The 22548-nt window shown below is 47.5% G+C and carries 25 protein-coding genes; 23 read left to right on the top strand and 2 right to left on the bottom strand.

Translation table 11 applies throughout. The annotated features are described in order from the left end of the window. Positions 1-26 precede the first annotated feature (26 nt). The 9 genes from ndk (at position 27) to der (ending at position 9034) form a co-directional block, all read left to right on the top strand. Positions 27-458 (top strand): nucleoside-diphosphate kinase, encoded by a 432-nt coding sequence (gene ndk, locus BLT32_RS09275; RefSeq protein ID WP_053953948.1) that lies wholly within the window; start codon positions 27-29, stop codon positions 456-458. Positions 459-470: 12 nt separating this feature from the next. After that, positions 471-1607 carry a dual-specificity RNA methyltransferase RlmN gene (rlmN, locus tag BLT32_RS09270; protein WP_053953949.1) on the top strand — a complete coding sequence of 379 codons (1137 nt, stop codon included), beginning with the start codon at positions 471-473 and terminating at the stop codon, positions 1605-1607. A gap of 33 nt (positions 1608-1640) precedes the next feature. Next, positions 1641-2096 carry a tetratricopeptide repeat protein gene (locus BLT32_RS09265; RefSeq protein ID WP_053953950.1) on the top strand — a complete coding sequence of 152 codons (456 nt, stop codon included), beginning with the start codon at positions 1641-1643 and terminating at the stop codon, positions 2094-2096. A 20-nt stretch (positions 2097-2116) separates the two neighbouring features. After that, complete coding sequence (locus tag BLT32_RS09260; RefSeq protein WP_053953951.1) at positions 2117-3226, top strand: RodZ domain-containing protein; 1110 nt, start codon at positions 2117-2119, stop codon at positions 3224-3226. A 48-nt stretch (positions 3227-3274) separates the two neighbouring features. Then, positions 3275-4393 (top strand): flavodoxin-dependent (E)-4-hydroxy-3-methylbut-2-enyl-diphosphate synthase, encoded by a 1119-nt coding sequence (gene ispG / locus BLT32_RS09255; protein WP_053953952.1) that lies wholly within the window; start codon positions 3275-3277, stop codon positions 4391-4393. A 72-nt stretch (positions 4394-4465) separates the two neighbouring features. Next, a complete protein-coding gene (hisS, locus tag BLT32_RS09250) occupies positions 4466-5743 on the top strand; it encodes a histidine--tRNA ligase (RefSeq protein WP_074668963.1) in 1278 nt (425 codons plus the stop codon). Between the two features lie 4 nt (positions 5744-5747). Then, positions 5748-6359, top strand: a complete 612-nt coding sequence (locus BLT32_RS09245; RefSeq protein ID WP_235443989.1) for a YfgM family protein — start codon at positions 5748-5750, stop codon at positions 6357-6359. Continuing rightward, entirely contained in the window at positions 6359-7588 is a 1230-nt protein-coding gene (gene bamB, locus BLT32_RS09240) for an outer membrane protein assembly factor BamB (RefSeq protein WP_053953954.1), read from the top strand. Before BLT32_RS09245 ends, bamB begins: the two co-directional genes overlap by 1 nt. 6 nt (positions 7589-7594) lie before the next feature. Beyond that, the gene (der, locus tag BLT32_RS09235; protein ID WP_053953955.1) at positions 7595-9034 is read left to right on the top strand and encodes a ribosome biogenesis GTPase Der; all 1440 of its coding nucleotides are present in this window, start codon (positions 7595-7597) and stop codon (positions 9032-9034) included. Positions 9035-9094: 60 nt separating this feature from the next. Here the strand turns inward: der and hslO are convergent, their stop codons facing one another. Next, positions 9095-9919, bottom strand: coding sequence for an Hsp33 family molecular chaperone HslO (gene hslO, locus BLT32_RS09230; RefSeq protein WP_053953956.1), 825 nt, complete (start codon positions 9917-9919; stop codon positions 9095-9097). Positions 9920-9921: 2 nt separating this feature from the next. Beyond that, entirely contained in the window at positions 9922-10329 is a 408-nt protein-coding gene (hslR, locus tag BLT32_RS09225) for a ribosome-associated heat shock protein Hsp15 (protein ID WP_053953957.1), read from the bottom strand. Between the two features lie 164 nt (positions 10330-10493). On the opposite strand from hslR, the gene gspC reads away from it, so the two are divergent. The 14 genes from gspC to mscS all read left to right on the top strand — a co-directional run bounded on the left by gspC (position 10494) and on the right by mscS (position 22520). Continuing rightward, positions 10494-11342, top strand: coding sequence for a type II secretion system protein GspC (gspC, locus tag BLT32_RS09220; protein ID WP_053953958.1), 849 nt, complete (start codon positions 10494-10496; stop codon positions 11340-11342). Position 11343: 1 nt separating this feature from the next. Beyond that, positions 11344-13407 (top strand): type II secretion system secretin GspD, encoded by a 2064-nt coding sequence (gene gspD / locus BLT32_RS09215; RefSeq protein ID WP_053953959.1) that lies wholly within the window; start codon positions 11344-11346, stop codon positions 13405-13407. Further along, positions 13400-14884, top strand: coding sequence for a type II secretion system ATPase GspE (gspE, locus tag BLT32_RS09210; RefSeq protein WP_053953960.1), 1485 nt, complete (start codon positions 13400-13402; stop codon positions 14882-14884). Before gspD ends, gspE begins: the two co-directional genes overlap by 8 nt. A gap of 3 nt (positions 14885-14887) precedes the next feature. Then, on the top strand, positions 14888-16114 hold the full coding sequence (gene gspF, locus BLT32_RS09205; RefSeq protein ID WP_053953961.1) for a type II secretion system inner membrane protein GspF: 1227 nt from the start codon (positions 14888-14890) through the stop codon (positions 16112-16114). A 2-nt stretch (positions 16115-16116) separates the two neighbouring features. Next, on the top strand, positions 16117-16554 hold the full coding sequence (gene gspG / locus BLT32_RS09200) for a type II secretion system major pseudopilin GspG (RefSeq protein WP_053953962.1): 438 nt from the start codon (positions 16117-16119) through the stop codon (positions 16552-16554). Then, positions 16529-17116 (top strand): type II secretion system minor pseudopilin GspH, encoded by a 588-nt coding sequence (gene gspH, locus BLT32_RS09195; RefSeq protein ID WP_235443990.1) that lies wholly within the window; start codon positions 16529-16531, stop codon positions 17114-17116. The genes gspG and gspH overlap by 26 nt, the downstream gene beginning before the upstream one ends. Then, positions 17113-17505, top strand: a complete 393-nt coding sequence (gene gspI / locus BLT32_RS09190; RefSeq protein WP_053953964.1) for a type II secretion system minor pseudopilin GspI — start codon at positions 17113-17115, stop codon at positions 17503-17505. Before gspH ends, gspI begins: the two co-directional genes overlap by 4 nt. Further along, a complete protein-coding gene (gene gspJ, locus BLT32_RS09185) occupies positions 17495-18178 on the top strand; it encodes a type II secretion system minor pseudopilin GspJ (RefSeq protein ID WP_053953965.1) in 684 nt (227 codons plus the stop codon). Before gspI ends, gspJ begins: the two co-directional genes overlap by 11 nt. After that, complete coding sequence (locus BLT32_RS13115; protein WP_268762565.1) at positions 18168-18506, top strand: type II secretion system protein GspK; 339 nt, start codon at positions 18168-18170, stop codon at positions 18504-18506. The genes gspJ and BLT32_RS13115 overlap by 11 nt, the downstream gene beginning before the upstream one ends. Beyond that, positions 18503-19147 carry a type II secretion system minor pseudopilin GspK gene (gene gspK, locus BLT32_RS09180; protein ID WP_268762566.1) on the top strand — a complete coding sequence of 215 codons (645 nt, stop codon included), beginning with the start codon at positions 18503-18505 and terminating at the stop codon, positions 19145-19147. The genes BLT32_RS13115 and gspK overlap by 4 nt, the downstream gene beginning before the upstream one ends. Before the next feature lie 3 nt (positions 19148-19150). Continuing rightward, positions 19151-20356 (top strand): type II secretion system protein GspL, encoded by a 1206-nt coding sequence (gene gspL, locus BLT32_RS09175; protein WP_053953966.1) that lies wholly within the window; start codon positions 19151-19153, stop codon positions 20354-20356. A gap of 4 nt (positions 20357-20360) precedes the next feature. Continuing rightward, on the top strand, positions 20361-20879 hold the full coding sequence (gene gspM, locus BLT32_RS09170) for a type II secretion system protein M (protein WP_053953967.1): 519 nt from the start codon (positions 20361-20363) through the stop codon (positions 20877-20879). Beyond that, positions 20876-21622 (top strand): type II secretion system protein N, encoded by a 747-nt coding sequence (locus tag BLT32_RS09165; protein ID WP_053953968.1) that lies wholly within the window; start codon positions 20876-20878, stop codon positions 21620-21622. Before gspM ends, BLT32_RS09165 begins: the two co-directional genes overlap by 4 nt. A 76-nt stretch (positions 21623-21698) precedes the next feature. Then, positions 21699-22520, top strand: coding sequence for a small-conductance mechanosensitive channel MscS (mscS, locus tag BLT32_RS09160; protein ID WP_053953969.1), 822 nt, complete (start codon positions 21699-21701; stop codon positions 22518-22520). Positions 22521-22548 lie beyond the last annotated feature (28 nt).

Below are 22548 nucleotides of genomic sequence, written 5' to 3'. Positions count from 1 at the left end.
TCCTATTCTTATTGGAGTGAATACACATGGCTTTAGAGCGCACTTTATCAATCATCAAGCCTGATGCGGTTGCTAAAAACCTTATCGGCGCTATCTACAACCGTTTTGAGTCTGCTGGTCTTCGCATTGTAGCGTCAAAAATGATGCACTTAAGCAAAGAACAAGCAGAAGGCTTCTATGCTGAACACAAAGAACGTCCTTTCTTTGGCGCTTTGGTTGAGTTCATGACATCTGGCCCTATCGTTGTTCAAGTACTTGAAGGCGAAAATGCAGTATTGAAAAACCGTGAAATCATGGGCGCAACAAACCCAGCTGAAGCACTGGCAGGAACTCTGCGTGCCGACTATGCTGAAACTATCGACGAAAATGCGGTACACGGTTCAGACGCAACTGAAACAGCTGCGCGCGAAATCGCATACTTCTTCAGCGACGAAGAAATCTGCCCACGTACACGCTAAGAACGGAGCTTTATGACCAACGCAATTGATAAAAAAGTGAATTTACTCGACCTAAATCGTGAAGGAATGAGAGAGTTCTTCCGCGAGATGGGAGAGAAGCCGTTTCGTGCCGATCAGGTCATGAAGTGGCTGTATCATTTTTGTGTTGATGACTTCGACGAAATGTCAAACATCAACAAGAAATTGCGTGAAAAGCTCAAGCAAGTTGCAGAAATACGTGCTCCGGAAATTCGCGAACAACAGCAGTCGTCAGACGGAACTATCAAGTTTGCAATGACGCTGTTTGACGGCCAGGACGTAGAAACGGTCTGGATTCCGGAGCGCGATCGCGCAACCCTTTGTGTGTCCTCTCAGGTCGGTTGTGCTCTTGAGTGCACTTTCTGCTCTACCGGCGCACAAGGTTTTAACCGTAACCTGACGGTCGCGGAAATTATTGGCCAGGTATGGCGAGTAAACCAGTTGCTGGGTGCTTACGGTAAAACGGGTATTAAACCTGTTACTAACGTTGTCATGATGGGCATGGGTGAACCTCTGCTCAACTTAAACAATGTTGTTCCGGCAATGGAGTTAATGCTGGATGACTTTGGTTTTGGCCTGTCAAAGCGCCGTGTGACCCTAAGTACATCGGGTGTGGTTCCTGCGCTTGAAAAACTGCGCGAACGCATTGATGTGATGTTGGCTATTTCTCTGCACGCACCAAACGACGAGCTGCGTAATGAAATAGTACCTATCAATAAAAAATACGATATTGAAGAATTTCTGGCGTCCAGCCGACGCTATGTTGAACAGTCTAAAGCTCAGCATAAAGTCACGGTTGAATACGTCATGCTGGACCATGTGAATGACTCAACAGATCAAGCACATGAGCTGGCAAAAACACTAAAAGATACCCCGAGTAAAATAAACTTAATTCCGTTTAATCCGTTCCCGGGGTCAGATTACGGGCGTTCAAGCAATTCGCGTATTGACCGCTTTGCTAAAGTGCTTATGGAATACGGCTTTACCGTTATGGTTCGTAAAACGCGTGGTGACGACATTGACGCCGCCTGCGGTCAGTTGGTTGGTGATGTCATAGACCGCACTAAACGTATTCTTAAGCGTCAGCAAATGCAGCGCGGCGGCGACGCTATTGCCGTAAAGACTTCGTAAAAACACTGAATCGCAACCACAAGGAGTGTGATAATGCGAGCCGCTTTGCTATTGATAGCACTGGCGTTGATGGGTTGTACCGCCAGTTCCAATGACCCATTGCCTGTAAGTAAAGACGTACGGTTACAGCTTGGTGTAGCTTACCTTAACAAGGGTAGACTCGAGCTCGCGAAACCGCACTTGCAAGCAGCAATGAAACGTAATCCCCGTTCGTTAAATGCCTTATTTGCGCTGGCGCAGTGGCATTTAGCGGCAAATGAGACAGATTCTGCTTTGTCACTTTACCAACAGGCATTATCATGGCAACCTATGAGCGGTGCATTGTATAACAACTATGCGGTTGCATTGTGTATGGCTGGAGAATGGGAAAAAGCGCTCGGGTATTTCGATAAAGTAAGACTTGATACTCAGTATCCCTTTCATACAAAGAGCCAACAAAACAGGGCTCGGTGTGAAAAGAACAAAGGCCACTACGCAAGTCAGCCTTAACAGGGAACACCCTAACAATCATGACTGCTGAAAACGAACCAAATAAAGAGAATAATTCAACGGACTCTGACGCGGCACAAGAAACAAAACAACAGCCAGTTCAGGGACCAGGTGAAATTCTAAGAAAAGCACGCGAGGCTAAAGGGCTGAGTCAGCGAGAAGTTGCTGATGAGCTGCGCTTGCGAAAACAGATCATCGAGCTTTTGGAAGCGGATGATTACGAAACGTTTTCTACTCCTACCTTCATAAAAGGTTATTTGCGTGCATACGCTAAGCTTTTGGATGTTGATGAAGAGAAGCTTTTTGCTGCTTATAAAGCAAAAGGTTACCAGGAAGTCCAAAGCACACAAATGCAGAGCTTTTCGCGTCGCAAGAAGCATCAAGAAAGCGATAACCGTTTAATGCTGATTACCTACGCTGTCATTATTATTGTCGTAGGTTTAGTGATTTGGTGGTGGCAGGACTCAGGTATGAGTTCAGATGAGCCAGCACAGTCATCAACCGTTGAAAGTGCAACACAAAGTAATAATGAAGCTGACGTTAGTGCAGTTGAAATAGACTCCGAGCCAAGACAACCAGAAATAGAGCCAAATACTGAAGAGGCGGTGCTAGAGTCAGACGTATCGTCAGCGGATACAAATATCTCGATAAACGAGTCAAACTTTGCGTCGAGCAATTCTGAGCAGAGTCCTGAACAGAGTAGTGCAGAAGAAAACAATGAACAAAACTCTGAGCAAAGTGCTTCTGAAACAACGGTAGAGTCTTCAGTTGCGCAGACAGAAGACGCTTCGGAAGAGAGTACAGAGCCAGCAAGCGAAGTGACTGACGCCGCTCCGACAGCGGAAGAAGCGCCTGCTCAAGAGGCGGTTGCCGAGGACGCTGCTGTCAGTCGTTTAGTCTTCGAATTCAGCCAGGAATGTTGGGTGAAAGTCGATGATGCTGAGGGTGAAACTCAGGCCGTTGGTGTAAAAGCTGCTGGTTATACAATGGCGGTTCCGGGTGAGCCTCCGTTTTCGATTACAATGTGCAAACCAGAAGCGGCAGTCATTACCTTTGACGGTAATGAAGTTGATATGAGCCAATTCCGTCGTGAACGGGTTGCACGATTTACTGTGCCAATGTCAGAGTAATAGCTAAAATAATAGAACCTGAATAGTTGTAGAGGTTAAGTAAGTAATATGATGCACGAAAGTCCAATTAAGCGCCGTCCTTCACGCCGTTTATACGTAGGTAATGTACCTATTGGTGATGGCGCGCCGATTGCCGTGCAATCTATGACGAACACGGAAACAACCGATGTCGATGCGACGGTTGCGCAAATAGAAGCTTTAGCGAGCGCCGGCGCTGATATTGTTCGGGTTTCTGTACCAACCATGGACGCTGCTGAAGCATTCAGAGAAATAAAACAGCGTAGTTCCGTGCCGCTGGTTACGGATATTCACTTTGATTACCGTATAGCGCTGAAAGTTGCGGAGTACGGTGCCGATTGTCTACGAATTAATCCAGGCAATATTGGCAAAGAAGATCGCATTCGTGCGGTAGTTGATGCGGCTCGAGAAAAAAATATTCCTATCCGAATTGGTGTTAATGGTGGCTCGTTAGAAAAAGACATACAGGAAAAGTATGGTGAGCCAACCGCGGAGGCTTTAGTTGAGTCGGCGATGAGACACGTCGATATTCTCGACAGACTCGACTTTCACGATTTTAAAGTGAGTGTCAAAGCATCTGATGTTTTCTTAGCCGTAGAGTCATACCGACTGCTGGCGAAGAAAATTGATCAGCCATTGCATTTGGGCATCACTGAAGCGGGCGGCAAACGTAGTGGCTCCGTTAAGTCTGCCGTTGGTTTAGGAATGCTATTAGCCGAGGGTATTGGTGACACATTAAGAGTCTCACTTGCTGCAGACCCGGTCGAAGAAATTAAAGTGGGCTTCGACATTCTCAAGTCTCTGCGAATTCGTTCGCGCGGAATTAACTTTATTGCTTGCCCCAGCTGCTCGCGTCAGGAATTCGATGTTATTGATACCGTGAATCAGTTAGAGCAACGTCTCGAAGATATTACGACCCCAATGGACGTGTCGGTTATTGGTTGCGTTGTGAATGGCCCAGGTGAGGCTTTAGTTTCTAAAGTGGGTTTAGCTGGCGCCAAGAATAAAAGCGGCCTGTATATCGACGGTCAACGTCAAAAGCAGCGGTTAGACAACTCGAATTTGGTTGATGAGCTGGAAGCGCAAATTAGAGCGCAAGTGAAAGCGGCAGAAGCTAATAAAATCGACGTAAAAGAAATTAACGGTTAATTTTACCCGCACCCCGAAAATCCTTATAATAGCCGCTTATTTTTGTAGCGATAACCAAAACGAGAAGGTTCCGTGGCGAATACATTACAAGCAATTCGTGGCATGAACGACTTGCTGCCCGATCAAAGTCCAGCCTGGCAGCAAGTTGAGTCAATTATCCGCAATGTCGCAGCCAGCTATGGCTATAGCGAAATCCGTATGCCTGTTCTGGAAAGCACTCAGCTTTTCAAACGTTCTATCGGCGAAGTAACGGATATCGTCGAAAAAGAAATGTATACCTTTGATGACAGAAACGGCGAGAGCGTGACGTTGCGACCGGAAGGTACAGCAAGTTGCGTCCGCGCTGGTAATCAGCACGGTTTGTTGTATAACCAAATACAGCGCCTTTGGTATATGGGACCCATGTTCCGCTACGAACGCCCACAAAAAGGTCGTTATCGTCAGTTTCATCAGTTTGGTATCGAAACTTTTGGCATTGATAGTGCTGACGCCGACGCAGAGGTTATTTTGCTGTCGGCACGCTTGTGGCAAGCTTTTGGTATAGCTGATCAGGTAGAGTTGCAACTTAACTCATTAGGCTCTAACGAGGCACGCGCGAATTATCGCGATGCGTTGAGGAGCTATTTAAGTGACTATGCAAGCGAGTTGGATGAAGACAGCCAGCGTCGCCTGGAAACAAACCCATTACGCATACTTGATAGTAAAGACGCAAATACACAAAAGCTTCTTGAGAATGCCCCTAAGTTGTCTGACTACTGGGATGACGAGTCTCGGGAGCACTTCAAACAGCTGACAATGCGGTTAGAGAATGCGGGCGTTAAGTACACTTTAAACGAGCGTTTGGTGCGTGGGCTTGATTATTACAACCGAACTGTATTTGAATGGGTGACAACAGCGTTGGGCGCTCAGGGTACGGTATGTGCAGGTGGCCGTTACGACGGGTTGGTTGAACAGCTAGGCGGTAAGGCAACGCCTGCAGTCGGTTTTGCTATGGGTATGGAGCGTCTGGTGCTATTGCTTCAGGAGCAAAATAAGCTCACACCACGCCGCACCGTAGATGCTTACTTAATGCCTTTAGGTGAAGAAGCGGAACTTAATGCACCACGTATTGCCGAACAGCTGAGAAACGAGTTACCGGACTTGAGGCTGGTGACGCATTGCGGCGGTGGCGCAATGAAAAAACAAATGAAGAAAGCGGATAAATCGGGTGCTGAAGTCGCTTTGATTATTGGTGCGGATGAAATCGCTCAACAGCAAGTAACGGTTAAACCGTTGCGTACTGATGAGCAGCAAGAAACCTTGAGCTGGCAAGCGCTTATAGAACGTTTGCAGCCACTGACAAGAGGGTAGTCTGGTGGATACAGAAGAACAACAAGTCGAACGAATTAAAGAGTTTTGGAAAGAGCACGGCAAGGGTATTGTTGCCGGTGCGGTCATTGGTTTTGGTTTGTTTTATGGCTGGCGTTTTTACGATCAGCACACCATGGAACAACAGCAACTCGCTTCAGCAAAGTATGAACAATTAACCACAGCGTTGTCTGAAGGTAGCGAAAATGCGTTGGTAGAAGCTCAGAGCTTCGTATCGGACAACTCCGACAATACCTATGCACATTTAGTTGCTCTGCAGTTGGCGAAAGAAGCCGTCAGTAAAGACGATCTTGCAACGGCAGTAACGTCACTGCAGCTGGTGGTAGATAACGCTGAAGACAACAATATTAAAGCGTTAGCAAGCATTCGCTTGGCGCGTGTTCTAGTTGCTCAGGACCAAGCGGATATCGCACTTGAATTGGTTCGTGGCTCCTACCCCGAGGCTTACCAAGGGTACGCAGCTGAAATTGAAGGTGACATATTGGCCGATAAAGGTCAGAACGAAGACGCTCGTGCAGCCTATCAGCGCGCTTTAGAAGCGGATGAGTCTCTGACTCCTGCGCTGCAAATGAAAATCAACAGTTTGGCTAAATCATAATGCAGTCTATTAAATCTCTGGTAAAAAGTGTCGCGTTATTATCAGCAGCGCTCATTGCTGTTGGTTGCTCTAGCTCAGACGAAGAGCCAAAGTTTGCGACCTTGCAGCCGATTAATGCCGAAGTCACTCCAAAGGTACTTTGGAGCGAGTCAGTCGGCAGTGGTATTGGTGAATATTTCTCTCGGTTAAACCCTGTTGTTGAATACGGCAATGTGTACGCCGCTGACCGCGCAGGTATTGTTCGTGCAATGGACAAGACCAATGGCGATAAAGTTTGGCAAATTGACTTACGCAACCTCATCACCTTTGATGAAGCTCGTGATGAAGGTTGGTTTGACGGCCTGTTCGCCAGCCCATTTCCCGCAAGAATTTCAGGTGGCTTAGTGGCGCAGTACGACACTGTTTTTCTGGGCACGGAAAATGGTGATGTCATTGCGTTAGATGCGGAAACCGGTGAGCTGGTTTGGCATACAGAAGTGGGTAACGAAGTAATGTCTGACCCGGCCGTCGGTGAAGGTCGAGTCGTTGTTCACACGGGTGGCGGTAAAGTCATTAGCCTTGATGCTTCAACGGGCGAACAGCAGTGGGAGTATGAGTACCAAACACCAATGTTGTCGGTTCGAGGTGCTTCAGCTCCGGCAATTATTAGTGGTGGTGTCATTGTTGGCGACAGTAACGGTAATGGCATGGTGCTTATTTCTGAAAGTGGTCAGCAAGCCTGGACTCAAACGATTGGTGAAGCCAGCGGTGGTACAGAGCTTGAGCGTTTAGCCGACGTTGACGCTGCGCCAGCTTCACAAGGAACCACTCTGTATATGGTTGCTTATAACGGCGAATTGGTCGCGCTTGAGTTAATGAGTGGCGAAGTCCGCTGGAAGCGCGATTATAAGTCGTTCGAAAACATGTTGGTAACAGCAGGTCGAATCTTTTTAACGGACGTAAATAGCCATATTTACGCACTTGACCAAAACGGTGGTATTGAGCGTTGGAGTAATACACGCTTGTTTGGTCGTGAATTGTCAGCTCCGGCAAGACACCGTGGCCATATACTGGTCGGTGACTTCGAAGGTTACTTACATTGGTTGAATGACGACTCAGGTGAGATAAATGGGCGTTACCATGTTGGTGGTGACGGCGTTTATGCAGCGCCTGTGGTAAGTGACAACGTTGCTTATGTACAAACACGCGATGGCGAGATAATCGCCCTCGATATAAACTCAGGAAATTAATAGATAATGCTACCAGTTGTTGCGCTCGTGGGGCGCCCAAATGTTGGGAAATCCACCTTGTTTAATCGGTTAACACGCACTCGCGATGCGTTGGTAGCGGACTTTCCCGGGTTAACCCGAGACAGAAAATACGGACAAGCAAACTACGACGGCTATCAATTCATAGTTGTTGATACCGGCGGTATCCATGGCGATGAAGAGGGTATCGATGAAGAGATGGCGAAGCAATCACTGCTGGCTGTCGAAGAGGCCGATGTCGTTTTGTTTATGGTGGATGCACGTGACGGTGTCACAGTTGGTGATCAAGCCATAGCGACTCATCTGCGCAAACAAGACAAAAAAGTTTATTTAGTCTGTAATAAAATTGATGGCATTGATGCCACTTCCGCAATGGCAGACTTCTATTCTCTTTCCCTGGGTGAGCTATACGGTATAGCCGCTGCTCATGGGCGTGGTGTTGAGCAATTGCTAACAACCTGCTTTAAGCCGTTGGCCGATGATTACCCCGATGTTATTGCATCGACGAAAGAGGACTCTGAAGATCTCGAACACGATGAAATCGATTATGAGGCCTTGCCACTTAAGTTGGCGATTGTAGGTCGACCTAACGTGGGTAAATCAACGCTGACTAACCGAATTCTGGGTGAGGAGCGGGTTGTCGTTTACGATATGCCAGGCACTACCCGAGACTCAGTCTATATTCCGATGCAGCGTGATGATCGCGAGTACATTTTAATTGATACTGCAGGCGTTCGTCGGCGGGGTCGTATTGGAGAAGCCATTGAGAAGTTCTCTGTGGTTAAAACCCTACAGGCAATTGAAGACGCTAACGTGGTGCTTATTGTCATCGATGCGAGAGAGACCATTACGGATCAAGACTTGAACCTAATTGGGTTCGCGCTTAATGCGGGTCGCTCTATCGTTATTGCAGTGAATAAGTGGGACGGCTTAGAAACTGACCATAAAGAAGAAATAAAACGTGAGCTTGATCGTCGCTTAGGTTTTGTTGATTTTGCGCGCTTGCATTTCATTTCTGCGCTACACGGAACGGGCGTTGGTCATTTATTTGAGTCGGTCGAAGAAGCTTATACGAGCGCAACTCAGCGTATAGGTACCTCTAAGCTGACAAAAATAATGGAAATGGCACAAGAAGAGCATCAGCCCCCATTAGTGGGTGGGCGTCGAGTGAAGCTAAAGTACGCGCACGCTGGTGGCTATAATCCACCAAGAATTGTTATTCACGGTAACCAAGTGACTGACTTACCAGGCTCTTATAAACGCTACCTAATGAACTACTTTAGAAAAGCATTAGGTATTATGGGTACACCGATAAAAATTGAATTTAAAGAGCCGAAAAATCCATTTGCCGGCAAGAAAAACCAATTAACGCTGTCGCAGCAGCGCAAGCGAAAGCGTCTAATGAAGTTTTTGAAAAAGAAGAAGTAAACAGAAAATAAAAAGCCCGATATCGATAAATATCGGGCTTTTTTGCGTCAGGTAATAAGCTTAGTTAAAGTCAGAAGGTTTAAAAACATACTCTGTCAGGCAATAGTCACAAGTCATGACGATTTCGCCGTCTCTATCCAGTATCTCTTTCAACTCTTCAGGTTTAACTGACGCTAATGCATTCAGCGTCTTGTCGCGAGAGCAACCACAGACAAAACTGACAGGTTGGCTTGGATATAAATGCACGGTTTCTTCATGATATAAACGGTGCAGTAGCTCTTCTGCCGGCACAGTGTAGAGCTCTTTGGCGGTAATAGTGTCTGTCAGTGTGGCCAAATGTTCGAAGCCCGTTAGGTCTTGACCGGAAGACGGTAGCCGTTGCAATAACATTCCCGCTGCGTGTTCACCGTCAGCATGCAGCCAAACCTTCGTGTGTAATTGCTCTGACTGCTCAAAGTAGTTTTCAAGCATTTCAGCAATGGAGTCGGCGTCTCCACTGACAACACCCTGATACCGTTCCCCGCTTTCAGGCGTTAATGTGATAATTAATTGACCTTTACCAATCATCGAACGCAAATCTGTATCGCTTAACTCAGCTCGTAAACGAGCTATGCCGCGAAGCTCTTGCTTGTGGTTACCGTTGACAGCAACAAAGTTCAGAGGGCCGTCGCCTTGTAACTGAACGGCGATATGTCCTTCAAATTTCAATGTCGCAGTCAGCAATGAAACAGCGGCCATCATATGTCCTAACACTTCCTGAACAGGAGCAGGGTAGTCATGACCACGGATTAACGTTTGATAGCTACTGGTTAGCTGGACAAGCTCACCACGCACGTCATGGTCGTTAAATGTATACCGTGATAATTGATCCGTTGGGTACTCCATGGTCACTCCTTTTTAAAGCGAATTAGCTGACGTCGCTGCTTTTTATCCGGACGTCCGTCAGGGTGTGGATTATACAATGCATTAAGCTTTCTTGCTTCAGCGTTTTCTTCGCGTTTTGCCAGACTTTCTTCTGTCTCTCGATACAAAAGCTGCGCTTCGGGCGCGCCGCGCCGCTGCTCACTTAACTCCAGTACTTCGACTTCCTTACTATCGAACCCCTGACGTAACTTAATAATGGCACCGACCTGAACGACTTTAGAGGGTTTACTGCGTTGGCCGTCGTAGTGTACTTTACCTGACTGGACCATTTCTCTGGCAAGTGCCCGGGTTTTATAAAAACGTGCTGCCCAGAGCCATTTATCCAGACGAACACCGGTGTCAGATGTTGTATTCTTTTGCTTCTTTGTCATAAAACCGCAATCATTTCGTTATAAAGTTTGTGTTAAGCGATTGTTGACTCATGTTGGCTGCGCTAGAATGCATGAATCTCTTTTGTCAGTGTAACAAGAATAAGAATAAAGTGACTGCCAGACTTCAACAGTATTTTACGAATTCAGCCCATTGGCGCGGACTTATGCTCGCGCTTACGGCATTCCTGTGGTTTTGTGTTGCGGTGCTGCTTGCTGATTTTACCTGGTCATTGCTGTCGCCCGATGAACCGGAGAGCACACAGCCGACTGTTCCTAAGTTTAACTCAACGTCTTCGTCTGCTAATTCCGTCGACATAAGCCGTATCGAGGCGCTTCACCTGTTTGGTCAGTCAGAAAAGCAGGGGCCGAGAAACTCGCGCAATGCGCCGAAAACGACACTGAATGTGCGTCTTATCGGGGTATCTGCAAGCTCCAACCCAGAGCGTTCTGCCGCTATTATTCAGCAGGGTAGCCAACAGCGCACCTATATTATTGGCGAAAGCATTGGCAGTTCTCGGGTGACGGTTGAAGAAATATACGCTGATCGCGTTATTCTCGACAACAACGGCCGACTTGAAACCCTGGTGATGGAAGATGTCGGTGAAGACCGTCCGGCATTATCGCTGACGGTAGATGAGGCTACGGCAGAACAAAATAATACAGATAAGCCAGCCGAGAACAGCCGAACGGAATTTGTCGAAACTCAGCTTAGTAATATAGCGGACGATCCGTCGTCCATTATGGAGTATGTGAGCATTTCTCCGGCTATGGAAGGAGGGTCGCTTGTTGGTTATCGACTAAAGGCGGCAAAAAATCCCGAACTTTTTCAGCAAGCAGGGTTTCAAAATGGCGACTTGGCGGTCGCTATCAATGGCTACGACTTAACCGATATGGAACAAGCCATGTTAGCCAGTGAGGAGCTGGCTAACCAAAAACAAGTATCAATCGAAATAGAGCGCGATGGTGAACGGATGGAGCTGTCGTTTGAGCTACCGGAACAACAGGAAAATTAATATGTCAGTGGCAAAAAGAGGCTTAAGAAATTGGCTCGGAGCCCTGGGGTTGGCAGTAAGCGTAATGAGTACGCCATTAACGGCGGAAGAATATGCGGCCAGCTTTAAAAATACCGACATCAACGAATTTATTCAGGTGGTAGGCCGCAACTTGGGCAAAACCATTATTATTGACCCAAATGTGCGTGGCAAAATCGATGTACGTAGCTATGACGTGATGAATGAAGAGCAGTACTATCAGTTCTTCCTTAACGTCTTAGAAGTTTACGGCTTTGCTGTGGTAGAGATGGAATCTGGCGTACTTAAAGTCATTCGAGACCGCGACGCTAAGACATCGTCATTACCTGTTATGGACGCTGACAGCCGAGGCTCTGGCGATGCAATGGTCACGCGTGTTGTTCCCGTTGAAAATGTTTCTGTACGTGAATTAGCGCCTTTATTGCGCCAGCTTAATGATCAAAGTGGTGGTGGCATGGTGGTTAGCTACGACCCTTCAAACGTTATTATGATGACAGGTCGCTCAGAAACTGTGCAGCGCTTGGTAGAGATTATCGAGCGGGTCGACAGGGCAGGTGACCAAGACGTTGATATGATTCACCTCGAGTATGCGTCGGCCAGTGAAATTGTGCGTATTGCGCAATCACTGTATGAAAAAAGCAATAACGACGGAACACCACCTTTGCTGATTCCTAAAATCGTTGCCGACGAGCGCAGTAACTCGGTTATTGTCAGTGGTGAACCGCGAGCAAGAGCTCGAGTTGTTAAGCTTATTAAGCAACTTGACCAAGACTTAAAGTCGGAAGGTAATACGCGTGTATTTTATTTGAAATACGCAAAAGCGCCGGAAGTGGTCGAGGTTTTAAACGACGTGAGTCGCTCAATACAGGCTGAAAGTGAGCAACAAACGTCAAATACCAACACAACTCGCCGACGCAATAATAACGACTCTGTGAGCATTAGTCCGCATGAGCCGACTAACTCAGTTGTTATAACGGCTCAGCAGGACATGATGGCTTCTCTGGAGAAAGTCATTCACGACCTGGATATTCGCCGTGCGCAGGTTCAGGTTGAAGCGATTATTGTCGAAATTATGGAAGGCGATAACGTCAACTTTGGTGTCCAGTGGATAAGCGAAGACGGCGGTATGGTGCAATATAATGATGGTAGCCAAGTGCCTATCGGTAGCTTGGCTGCCGGTGCTTATCAGGCTAGGGAACAGCCAGGCACAACAACAACGCGTATTACCGACGGTGGCGTTGAGGTAACAACAACTGAGCCGGACGAGCCCGGTGACATATCGCTGCTGGCTAATTTACTCGGTTCAGTCAATGGCATGATGTTCGGTACTATTCAGAATGACTGGGCTGCGGTAGTTCAGGCAGTGACTCAGGATACTAACTCAAACATCTTAGCAACACCCAGCATTGTTACGGTTGATAACGAGGAAGCGAGCTTTTTGGTCGGTCAGGAAGTGCCAACCATTACGGGGTCAACTACCGGTGATAACAACGATAACCCTTTCCAGACCGTAGACCGAACTGAAGTGGGCATAAAACTGAAAGTGACGCCACAAATTAATGAAGGTGATGCCGTGCAAATGACTATTGAGCAGGAAGTCTCAAGTTTAAGTGGCGCAACCTCAGTAGACGTTATTATTAATAAGCGTGAAATGAAAACAACCGTCATGGCGGACGATGGCGAAACCATTGTTCTGGGCGGCCTTATCGACGAAGACGTACAGGAGTCGGTGTCTAAGATACCGCTGCTGGGCGACATTCCGGTGTTAGGAAGACTGTTTAGCTCTACCTCAACGTCCAAGCAAAAGCGCAACTTAATGGTGTTTATTCGGCCGACGATAGTTCGCAATGGAAAGCGCATGCGAGAAATCAGCTCTGCAAAATACAACTATATGCGCGCACTGCAACTGGACGAGCGTTCACGCGGTATTTCCTTGATGCCAATGGAAGAGTCTCCGGTAATGAATGAATGGGACAGTGAGTTAACCTTGCCGCCCGGCTTCGAAGAGTACCTGGATAATAAACAGCCAGAGAAAGAGAATGACTGACGCGAGTGCTATTGCGACAACACGGTTACCTTTTAGCTTTGCCAAACGCTTTGGCGTGGTGGTTGAGTCGGGCGAACCTATGGTTGTGCACTGCCGAGCCGGTGTTTCTGCACAAGCGCTCAGGGAAGTGCGACGTAAGCTGGGTCAGCCTTTCACTTTGCAAGAACACCCGGCAAACGACTTTGAAACGCTTTTAACACAAGCTTATCAACGTGACTCGTCGGAAGCGAAACAGCTGATGGAAGACATCGGGAATGAGTCTGACTTGTTCTCACTGGCGGACGAGTTACCGCAAACCGAAGATCTATTAGAAAGTGAAGACGACGCACCTATTATCAAACTCATCAACGCCATGTTAAGTGAGGCGATAAAAGAGGGGGCATCGGATATTCACATAGAGACGTTCGAAAAGTCACTACTAATTCGCTTCCGTATTGATGGCGTATTGCGTGAAGTCTTAAAGCCAAACCGTAAGCTGTCTTCTCTTTTAGTTTCCCGAATTAAAGTCATGGCGCAGCTGGATATTGCTGAAAAACGTATACCGCAAGACGGCCGTATTTCATTGCTTATCGCTGGTAGAGCGGTCGACGTGCGGGTGTCGACTATGCCGTCGAACCATGGCGAGCGCGTTGTTCTGCGCTTGCTTGATAAAAATAATGCACGTTTGAACCTAATGCAGCTGGGAATGACGCAGGAAAACCGCAATATCTTCCAGCAGCTGATTCATAAGCCTCATGGTATTATTCTTGTGACTGGCCCAACCGGTTCCGGTAAAAGTACGACCTTGTATGCCGGGCTGAGCGAAATTAATTCGAAAGACCGTAATATTCTGACAGTAGAAGATCCCATCGAGTATGCCATCGACGGTATTGGACAAACGCAGGTGAATCAGCGTGTTGATATGACCTTCGCGCGTGGTTTGCGAGCGATTCTGCGGCAAGATCCTGACGTTGTTATGGTCGGGGAAATACGAGACGTAGAGACCGCCCAAATTGCTGTGCAGGCATCATTGACGGGGCACTTGGTTTTGTCGACGTTACACACGAATACAGCTGCGGGTGCTATCACACGTCTTGAGGATATGGGGGTTGAACCATTCCTGCTGTCCTCCAGTTTATTGGCGGTGTTGTCTCAGCGCTTAGTTCGGACTTTATGTAGTAGCTGTCGTCAGCCTCATACGCCCGATACGGAAGAGCGCCAGATACTAGGGCTGAGTGAGAGCTCGGAACATACTATTTACCGCGCAGGCAGCTGTGAGGGATGTAACCATACCGGTTATAGAGGGCGAACGGGGATTCACGAACTTCTCCAGGTCGATGATCATGTGCGCGAACTTGTGCATAACGGTCACGGTGAACAGGCGATTGAAAAGTACATACGCCAGTCAACCCCAAGCATACGACAAGACGGTCTGCAAAAGGTGCTGGAAGGGAAAACTACACTAGAGGAAGTCTTGCGAGTTACTCGCGAGGAGTAATACGTGGCAGCATTTGAGTATCAGGCAATAGCCAATAATGGACGTAAGAAAAAAGGCGTGCTTGAGGCTGATACTGAACGTCAGGTTCGGCAGATGCTTCGTGAACAAGGCCTTATGCCTGTTGCTATTTCTGCTGCGGCGGAAAAAGAGAAGAAGCAGAGTGAGCAGAATCGCTGGGGCTTCACATTTCGAAAAGTCAAAGCGCAGGACCTTGCCCTTATTACTCGTCAGCTTTCGACCTTAGTAGGCTCTGCTTTGCCTATTGAGCAAGCGTTACTGGCCGTTGCTGATCAAACTGAAAAGCCACGCATGAAAAAGCTGGTTATGTCAGTACGAAGCAAAGTCGTTGAAGGTTATGGTCTGGCTGAGGCAATGGCGGAATTCCCTGGGGTGTTTGACTCGCTGTATACGGCAATGGTGGCTGCGGGTGAGAAGTCCGGGCATCTGGACCAGGTTCTCGAAGAGTTGGCCGATTACACGGAACAGCGACAGCACATGAAGAGTCAGTTGACGCAGGCGCTTATTTATCCGCTTATGCTGACTCTGGTGGCTATCGGTATTGTCGTATTTCTCTTGGTTTCAATAGTGCCTCAAATTGTCGAGAACTTTGCCACTATGGGGCAAGAGCTACCTCCTACTACGTTGGCTATGATAGCTATTAGTGAGTTTTTGCAGAATTGGGGACTCTGGCTGGTTGTTGGGTTGGCTGTTTTATTGTTGTTATTTGGACAGTGGCTTCGAAAAGACACAAACCGGTTAACGTATCATTACCGCTTGCTGAAACTTCCTATGTTGGGGAAAGTCATACGAGGGGTTAGTACAGCGCGCTTTGCAAGAACGCTGAGTATTTTAACGTCATCGGCGGTGCCATTACTCGATGGTCTGCGCATTACCTCATCGGTTATTGGTAATTTAGCGATAAGAGAAGCGGTCGATGAAGCCGCTGACAGGGTAAGAGAAGGTTCGTCGTTAAGGGCAGCATTGCAGGAAACCGGGCTATTCCCGCCTATGATGCTGCATATGATAGCGGCAGGTGAGAAGTCGGGTGAGCTTGAGCAGATGCTGAAACGCTGCGCCGACAACCAGGATAAAGAATTTGAAAATTTAGTCACAGTCAGCCTTAAGGTCTTCGAACCTGTGCTGATTGTCACCATGGCGGGCATCGTCTTTTTTATCGTTTTGTCGATAATTCAGCCCATATTGCAGTTAAATAATAGTGTAGGACTTTAATTATGAGACGTAATCAATCTGGTTTTTCACTCGTTGAAGTTATGGTGGTTATTGCCATTATTGGTATTTTGGCAACCATGGTGTTACCTAATGTGTTGGGCAACCAGGAAAAAGCGAACGAGCAAAAAGTGATTGCTGACATTGTGGCATTAGAGAATGCATTAGCTCAGTATCACCTTGATAACGGTATGTTTCCAACCACCGAGCAAGGTTTAGAAGCACTCGTGAATGAACCGAATATTGATCCGCAACCGCGAAGCTATCGCAGCGGTGGCTATATTCGTCGTTTACCGCAAGACCCTTACGGCAACGACTACCTGTTGTTGAACCCGGGACAGTACGACGATATTGATATTTTTTCAGCAGGCCCAGACGGTCAACCGGGTACTGAAGATGACTTCGGTAGTTGGATGATTGGCAACAACAACCGTGACCAATAGGCGCCAGCAACAAGGATTCACTCTGATTGAACTGATGCTGGTAATGGCCATTCTTGGCCTTATTGCCAGCTCAGTTATGTTGACGTTACCGGGCAGTAACCGTCAGCAAAACTCTGCTCAAGACTCAGCAATAACGCTACAGCAGCAACTTCAATATGCACGTGAGTATGCGATGGTGCGGCAGCAACCCCTCGCGCTTGCGTTTAACGACAATGGTTATGAGTTTCTGGTTTGGCAGGAGGAAAGCTGGCAATCTTTTAACACTCGTGGGCTTAAACCTCAGCAAACTGAGTGGCCATTAAGCTGGCAGTTATTAAATCAGGACATGGCTGAGCTGGCTCAAAATGAAGAACTGAACGACGGTGTTTTTGGCAGCGGGGATGATTCAGAACAGGATGACGAGTCTGAAATAAAGCGTCCGGATGTACTTATTTTGCCAAGTGGCGAGATGACAGCTTTTACCTTAAAAATTGAAAATGCGAATGATATTGCCGCGGAGCGTTGGGTGAAAACTGAAAACAGTTGGCAATTGATTGTTTTAAATGAGGCGCCTGAGCAATGAGGGTAAAAGGTTTTACACTTATTGAAGTCATGGTCGCGCTATCGGTTTTTGGGTTAGCGGCTTTGGCCGCATTACAAGCAGCCAGTAGTCACCTGACCAGTTTAAGCGACTTACAAAGTAAAACCTTTGCACAGTATGTGGCGTCAAACCGGATAGCAGAAGTGTCCCTGGCCCAGGAATGGCCGGTAAAAGACAATAAGAAAGGCACGGCTGAGCAAGCCGGCACCACCTGGCATTGGCAGCAGCAGGTGGTTGAAACAGTAACTCCTAATGTCGTCGCTGTCACAGTGATAGTGTCAAAAACGGAAGGTGGGCGGGAGCATTATCGGTTAACGCGCTACTTGAGAAAACCTGACTCAGCCGCTAAAGGTGACCGGAATGCACGTTAACGGCAACCGACAGTCGGGGTTCACCTTAGTTGAAGTGTTGGTGACTATGGCCATTTTTGCGGTAATTGGTATAGCCAGTTATCAGGTGTTAAGCCAAATGGTCAGTACCGAACAGCAGTCGAGCGAGCGGCGAGAGTCGCTGGAGCAGCTGCAATTTAGCCAACTGTTAATGCAACAAGACATTCGCCAGTTAGTCGCTAAGCCTACGCGCCCCAATGACACTGAAGTAACGCACCAGTATTTAAGTAATGACGTTGGCTACTTTGATTCAGAGCGCGGTGTTTTAGCTTTTGTGCGCAGCGGCTTTGATAACCCGGGTGATGTTCTGCCGCGAGCCGAGTTACAGCCAGTTATTTATCGAGTTATGGATGGCCAGTTACAACGGGTTAGTTATTCGTTTGTGAATGACAGGAGTAACGAACCAACTGTGCAGACGTTGTTGAGCGGTGTGACAGACTTGTCGTTTCGCTTTTATAGAGCAGCAGGTCAAAGCGATGGTAATCGTGGATTGGATAAGGGTTGGAACGCAGAGTGGCGCAGCGAAGGCGATTTACCGAAAGCCATTGAGGTGACTTTGCAGACCGAACAATATGGCGAAATTAAGCGTATATTTTTGGTTGCTGGTGCAGGTCAAGCGGAGGCGCAAAGTTCGGGAGGGTCGAATGCTGACTAAAAACTCTCGTCAAAAAGGCGCCGCGCTCATAACGGTCATGCTGGTTATTGCTCTGGTTTCGGTGATAGCAGTGAACCTCGGTACTAAACTGCAAATGCAAATAACCCGCATGGGCAACTTGCAGCAAGCTGAACAAAGTTACTGGATGTGGCTAAGCGCTGAGGATGTTTTAAAAGAAGCGTTAAAGCGCGAGTTAAACGAAAATGATGGTGTAGCGAATAACCAACAAAGCTGGGCCAGCCGAACCGGTCCGTTTCCGGTTGAAGGTGGGCAGATAGCGGCTCGTGTGAGAGACTTATCCAGTTGTTTTAACTTGAAAGTCTGGTGACGGATGAGGAAGACCCTGGCACGCTGGAGCGACGTAAGCGACAGTATAAAGCGCTATTGCAAGGTGTTGAACTCGATGAATATCAGGCGCAGGGGTTAACCGATAGCCTGGTTGACTGGATAGACGGTGACACTCAGCTGTCGGGTTCAAATGGTGCTGAAGATCCTGATTATCAGGGACTGCCTAAGCCATACTTAGCGGCAAACAGCTTACTACTGGACGTTAGCGAGCTGCGCATGATTAGGGGATACAGTCGGGAAATCGTTCGCAAACTGCGTCCTTATGTCTGCGTAATACCGAATGAAACGGCATTAATGATTAACGTGAATACGCTTAAAGATGAGCAAGCTGCATTACTGACAGCAGTGACAGAAGGTAAAATGTCGTTACAAGATGCGCAATCCTTTTTGTCGAACAGGCCGGAAGCAGGCTATGAGTCGAATGAAGAGGTCGATGAAGTTGAAGCTATTGCCAATGTGAAATCAGAGCTTAACGGCGAACTGTCAGAACTTGATGTTGAAAGTGAATACTTTCAGCTAACCGCATATATACAATGGGGCGATGTTGAAATGAAAGCCCGTTCAGTACTGCACGTTAACAACGGCGAAGTCGCCACCTTGTACCGTGCGATGGGAGAATAAAACATGCAGGAAACGCTAATAATACGACTGCCTGCTTTTGGAACAACAGAAAGCATTCCCTGGTTGTTGTGGCATAACCAGCAACAGGAGCTTATTGCCAGCGGCGAGCTGGAGTCAACCGAAGAGCTGTCACAGTTGGCGGATAAAGCGTCACGCAGTGATGTGGTTATTGCTGTTCCGGGTCAAGATGTCTTTTTAACTCAGGTTACCCTTCCGACGGGGAGTAAAAAGCATTTGGATAAAGTTATTCCGTATGCGTTGGAAGAAGAACTTGCGGCAGACATAGAAACGCTGCATTTTGCCTGGCCGGAAACAAAAGCCTCGACAATACCGGTGGCCGTTGTAGAAAAAGCACATATGCAACAGTGGTTGGGTGTTCTGTCAGAGTCAGGAATTGAGTCTAACCGTTGGTTGCCTGATATTTTCCTACTGCCGGCTCACGAGAATGAATGGCACGCTATTGAATTGGGTCATAGCGTTCTGGTAAGAACCTCGGTCTGGCAAGGCTTTGCGGTGGAGCGAGCCGCATTTTCTGAACTTGCTCCCATATTAAGCAGCGAATATGAGCCGCCTGAAAAAATCATTCACTATGGTGCTATAGACTGGCCTCAGCCGCCTAGCGTATTAGAGTCTGCCGATATTGAAGTGCCCATGACAATTGCTGTCGCGGCTTTACAAAGCAATGCTGAAATCAACCTCAGGCAAGGAGCTTTTCGTGCCAGAAAGCAGCGACAGTCGTCAAGTTTGCCATGGAAACCTTTGGCTATTGCTGCCAGTGTATTATTTGTGTTGGCTATTACTCTGAATAGCATAAAATACTGGCAACTTGAGCAGCAGCGAGCGTCTTTGCAGGCAAAAGCAGAGCAGCTTTATCGTGAGGCATTTCCTGGCGAAAGCCGTATTGTCAATTTAAGAGCTCAGCTGCAACAGAAAATTGAACGACTGGGCGGTGCCGGAAATACTGAAAGCTCGGTTATAGCAGCCCTGGATAGCTTGCAACCAGCATTTCAGGCCGAACCGGCGGTGAAGCTAGAATTGCTGCGTTTTCAAAATAATGAATTGCGACTGCAGGCAACAGCTGAGAGCTTTTCACAATTGGAAGCTTTTCAGCGGGCGGCTCAAAATAACGGTGTAGCCATAGAGGCTGGGTCGATGAGTAACCGCGGAAGCCAGGTTTCCGGCGCACTGACTATAGAGCTTCAGGGGTAACGTTATGGATAAACTTAAAGCAATTTTTGAGCCTTATCGTCAGCTTGCTTATAACCGTTGGCAGCAGTTTAATAGCCGTGAGCAGCGCCTGCTAAGCGCATTAGCCATTGTATTGGCCATTGCGTTTTTATATTTCATTATTTGGTTGCCAAGTTCTCAGTCAGTGATTCAGGCGGAGAACCGTTTGAAATCTCAGCAAGACCAGTATCAATGGGTACAACAGGCGATAGCGCGATATAAAAGCATGGAAGGTAGAAGCGCCAAAAGCTCAACCGTGAAGGGCTCCCTCAGCCAGCGTATTAACCAGGCTGCGGCGCAGTATGACATTGAGCTGGCGCGTATTCAGCCGCAAGGTGAAGAGTATCTGGTCACAGTAGACACTGTACCATTTAACCAATTACTTCAGTTTATGAATGCGCTGGAAAGTGACTTTGGTTTACAGCTAACCGGTGCTGATATCGCCCGGCTTGAGCAGCCAGGTAGTGTCCGTTTACGAAAACTATTGGTGAAAGACGTCTCATGAAATTAAAGCGCTGGCTGCCCTGGCTTGTTTTGGCTTATTTAGTAACCTTGTTGGTATTGTTGCCGGCACGCGTTATTTATTGGATGCCATTGCCGAATAACATTCAACTGACGCAAGTGTCTGGAACCTTATGGCAAGGAGCTGCCGGACAAGTCGTGGTCGATGGTAATGTCATTAACGATCTTAGCTGGGACTGGCAAGTGTCATCGATTTTCCTCGGCGATCTGGTTGTTGATGTCAAAGTGCCAAAACAGAATAATCCATTTTCGTTGCAGGGACGTTTATTAGCTAGCTCGACCCGTATTGGTGCGCAAAATATAAAGGCCAGCGGTAGCTTAGGCGCGTTATTGGATATTGCTCAAACGAAACTACCATTGCAAACGAAAGGTCGCTGGGAACTGGATGTGAGTGAATACGTGGTGACAGCGCCGGGACCTGTGCGTTGGTGTGATAACTTAGAAGGTAGTGCCAGCGGCGACAATATTCAGGTGCTGGTCAATGGACAATGGCAGTCACTAGGGAGCTTTCCGGTCGAGCTAGGGTGTCATGACGATAATTCCGTCGCATTAATCATGAAAGGCGACAACGATTTAAGTCTGGAAGTTGATGCAAGTATCAATAGTCAGGATATTAAAGCGTCAGGTACCGTAAAACCAACACCGCGAACGCCAGAAGGCCTGGCAAAGTTTATTCAATACATGGGTCAGCCAGACGCGCAGGGGCGCTACTCGTTCCGCCTGTAAATGCGTTTGCGAATAGGCGTAATAAGCGCTATTTTGGGAAAATCATAGTTTAGTTATTGCTAAATAAGGAAATATTATGGACAGCATCGTTCAGTGGATAAACGACAATCAGGATATGCTTATCGAGTTTTCGATTAAGTTTATTATTGCGATTGCCATTTTGATTATTGGTAAAATAGTGGCGAATGGCGTTACCCGGGTCATGTCCAAAGGCATGCAAAAACGCGAAGTGGACGGCGCAGTTATTAGCTTCGTCAGCGCTATTGTAAAAACCGTTATCTTCATTGCCGCCATTATGATGGCGCTGTCGCATGTCGGGGTCGAAACTACGTCCTTTATTGCTATTTTGGGTGCGGCAGGTTTGGCCATTGGCCTTGCACTGCAAGGGTCACTGTCGAACATTGCATCGGGCGTATTACTTATTATGTTCCGTCCGTTCCGTGCGGGCGAGTACGTTGACGCTGGCGGGGTTTCCGGCACGGTTGAACAAATCAATATCTTCCAGACGGTTTTGAAAACGCCGGACCGTAAAATTATCTTTGTGCCGAATTCGGAAATTATCGGTGGCCCAATTACCAACTACAACCGTGAAGAACTGCGTCGCATCGATTTGGTCATTGGTGTGAGTTATAGCGCGAACTTGCAAAAAACGAAGCAAGTACTTATGGATGTTATTACCAGTGACGAACGGGTTTTGAAAGATCCTGAGCCTGTGGTGACGGTGACGGAGCTTGGCGCTTCTTCTGTCGACTTTAATGTACGTCCGTGGACCAAAAATGAAGACTACTGGCCAACGCGCTGGGACTTATTAGAGCGTATTAAAGACCGTTTAGACGAGGAAGGCATTGGTATTCCCTTTCCTCAAATGGACGTTCATTTGAAAAAGGACGACGCGTAAAGTTCATGCGCCTGTTAGAAATGAGAAA

Source organism: Idiomarina zobellii (genome assembly GCF_900100855.1).
Taxonomy (GTDB): Bacteria; Pseudomonadota; Gammaproteobacteria; order Enterobacterales; family Alteromonadaceae; genus Idiomarina; species Idiomarina zobellii.
The sequence above is the reverse complement of the archived record's forward strand: the minus strand, read 5'-3'. Positions and strand labels throughout refer to the sequence as shown.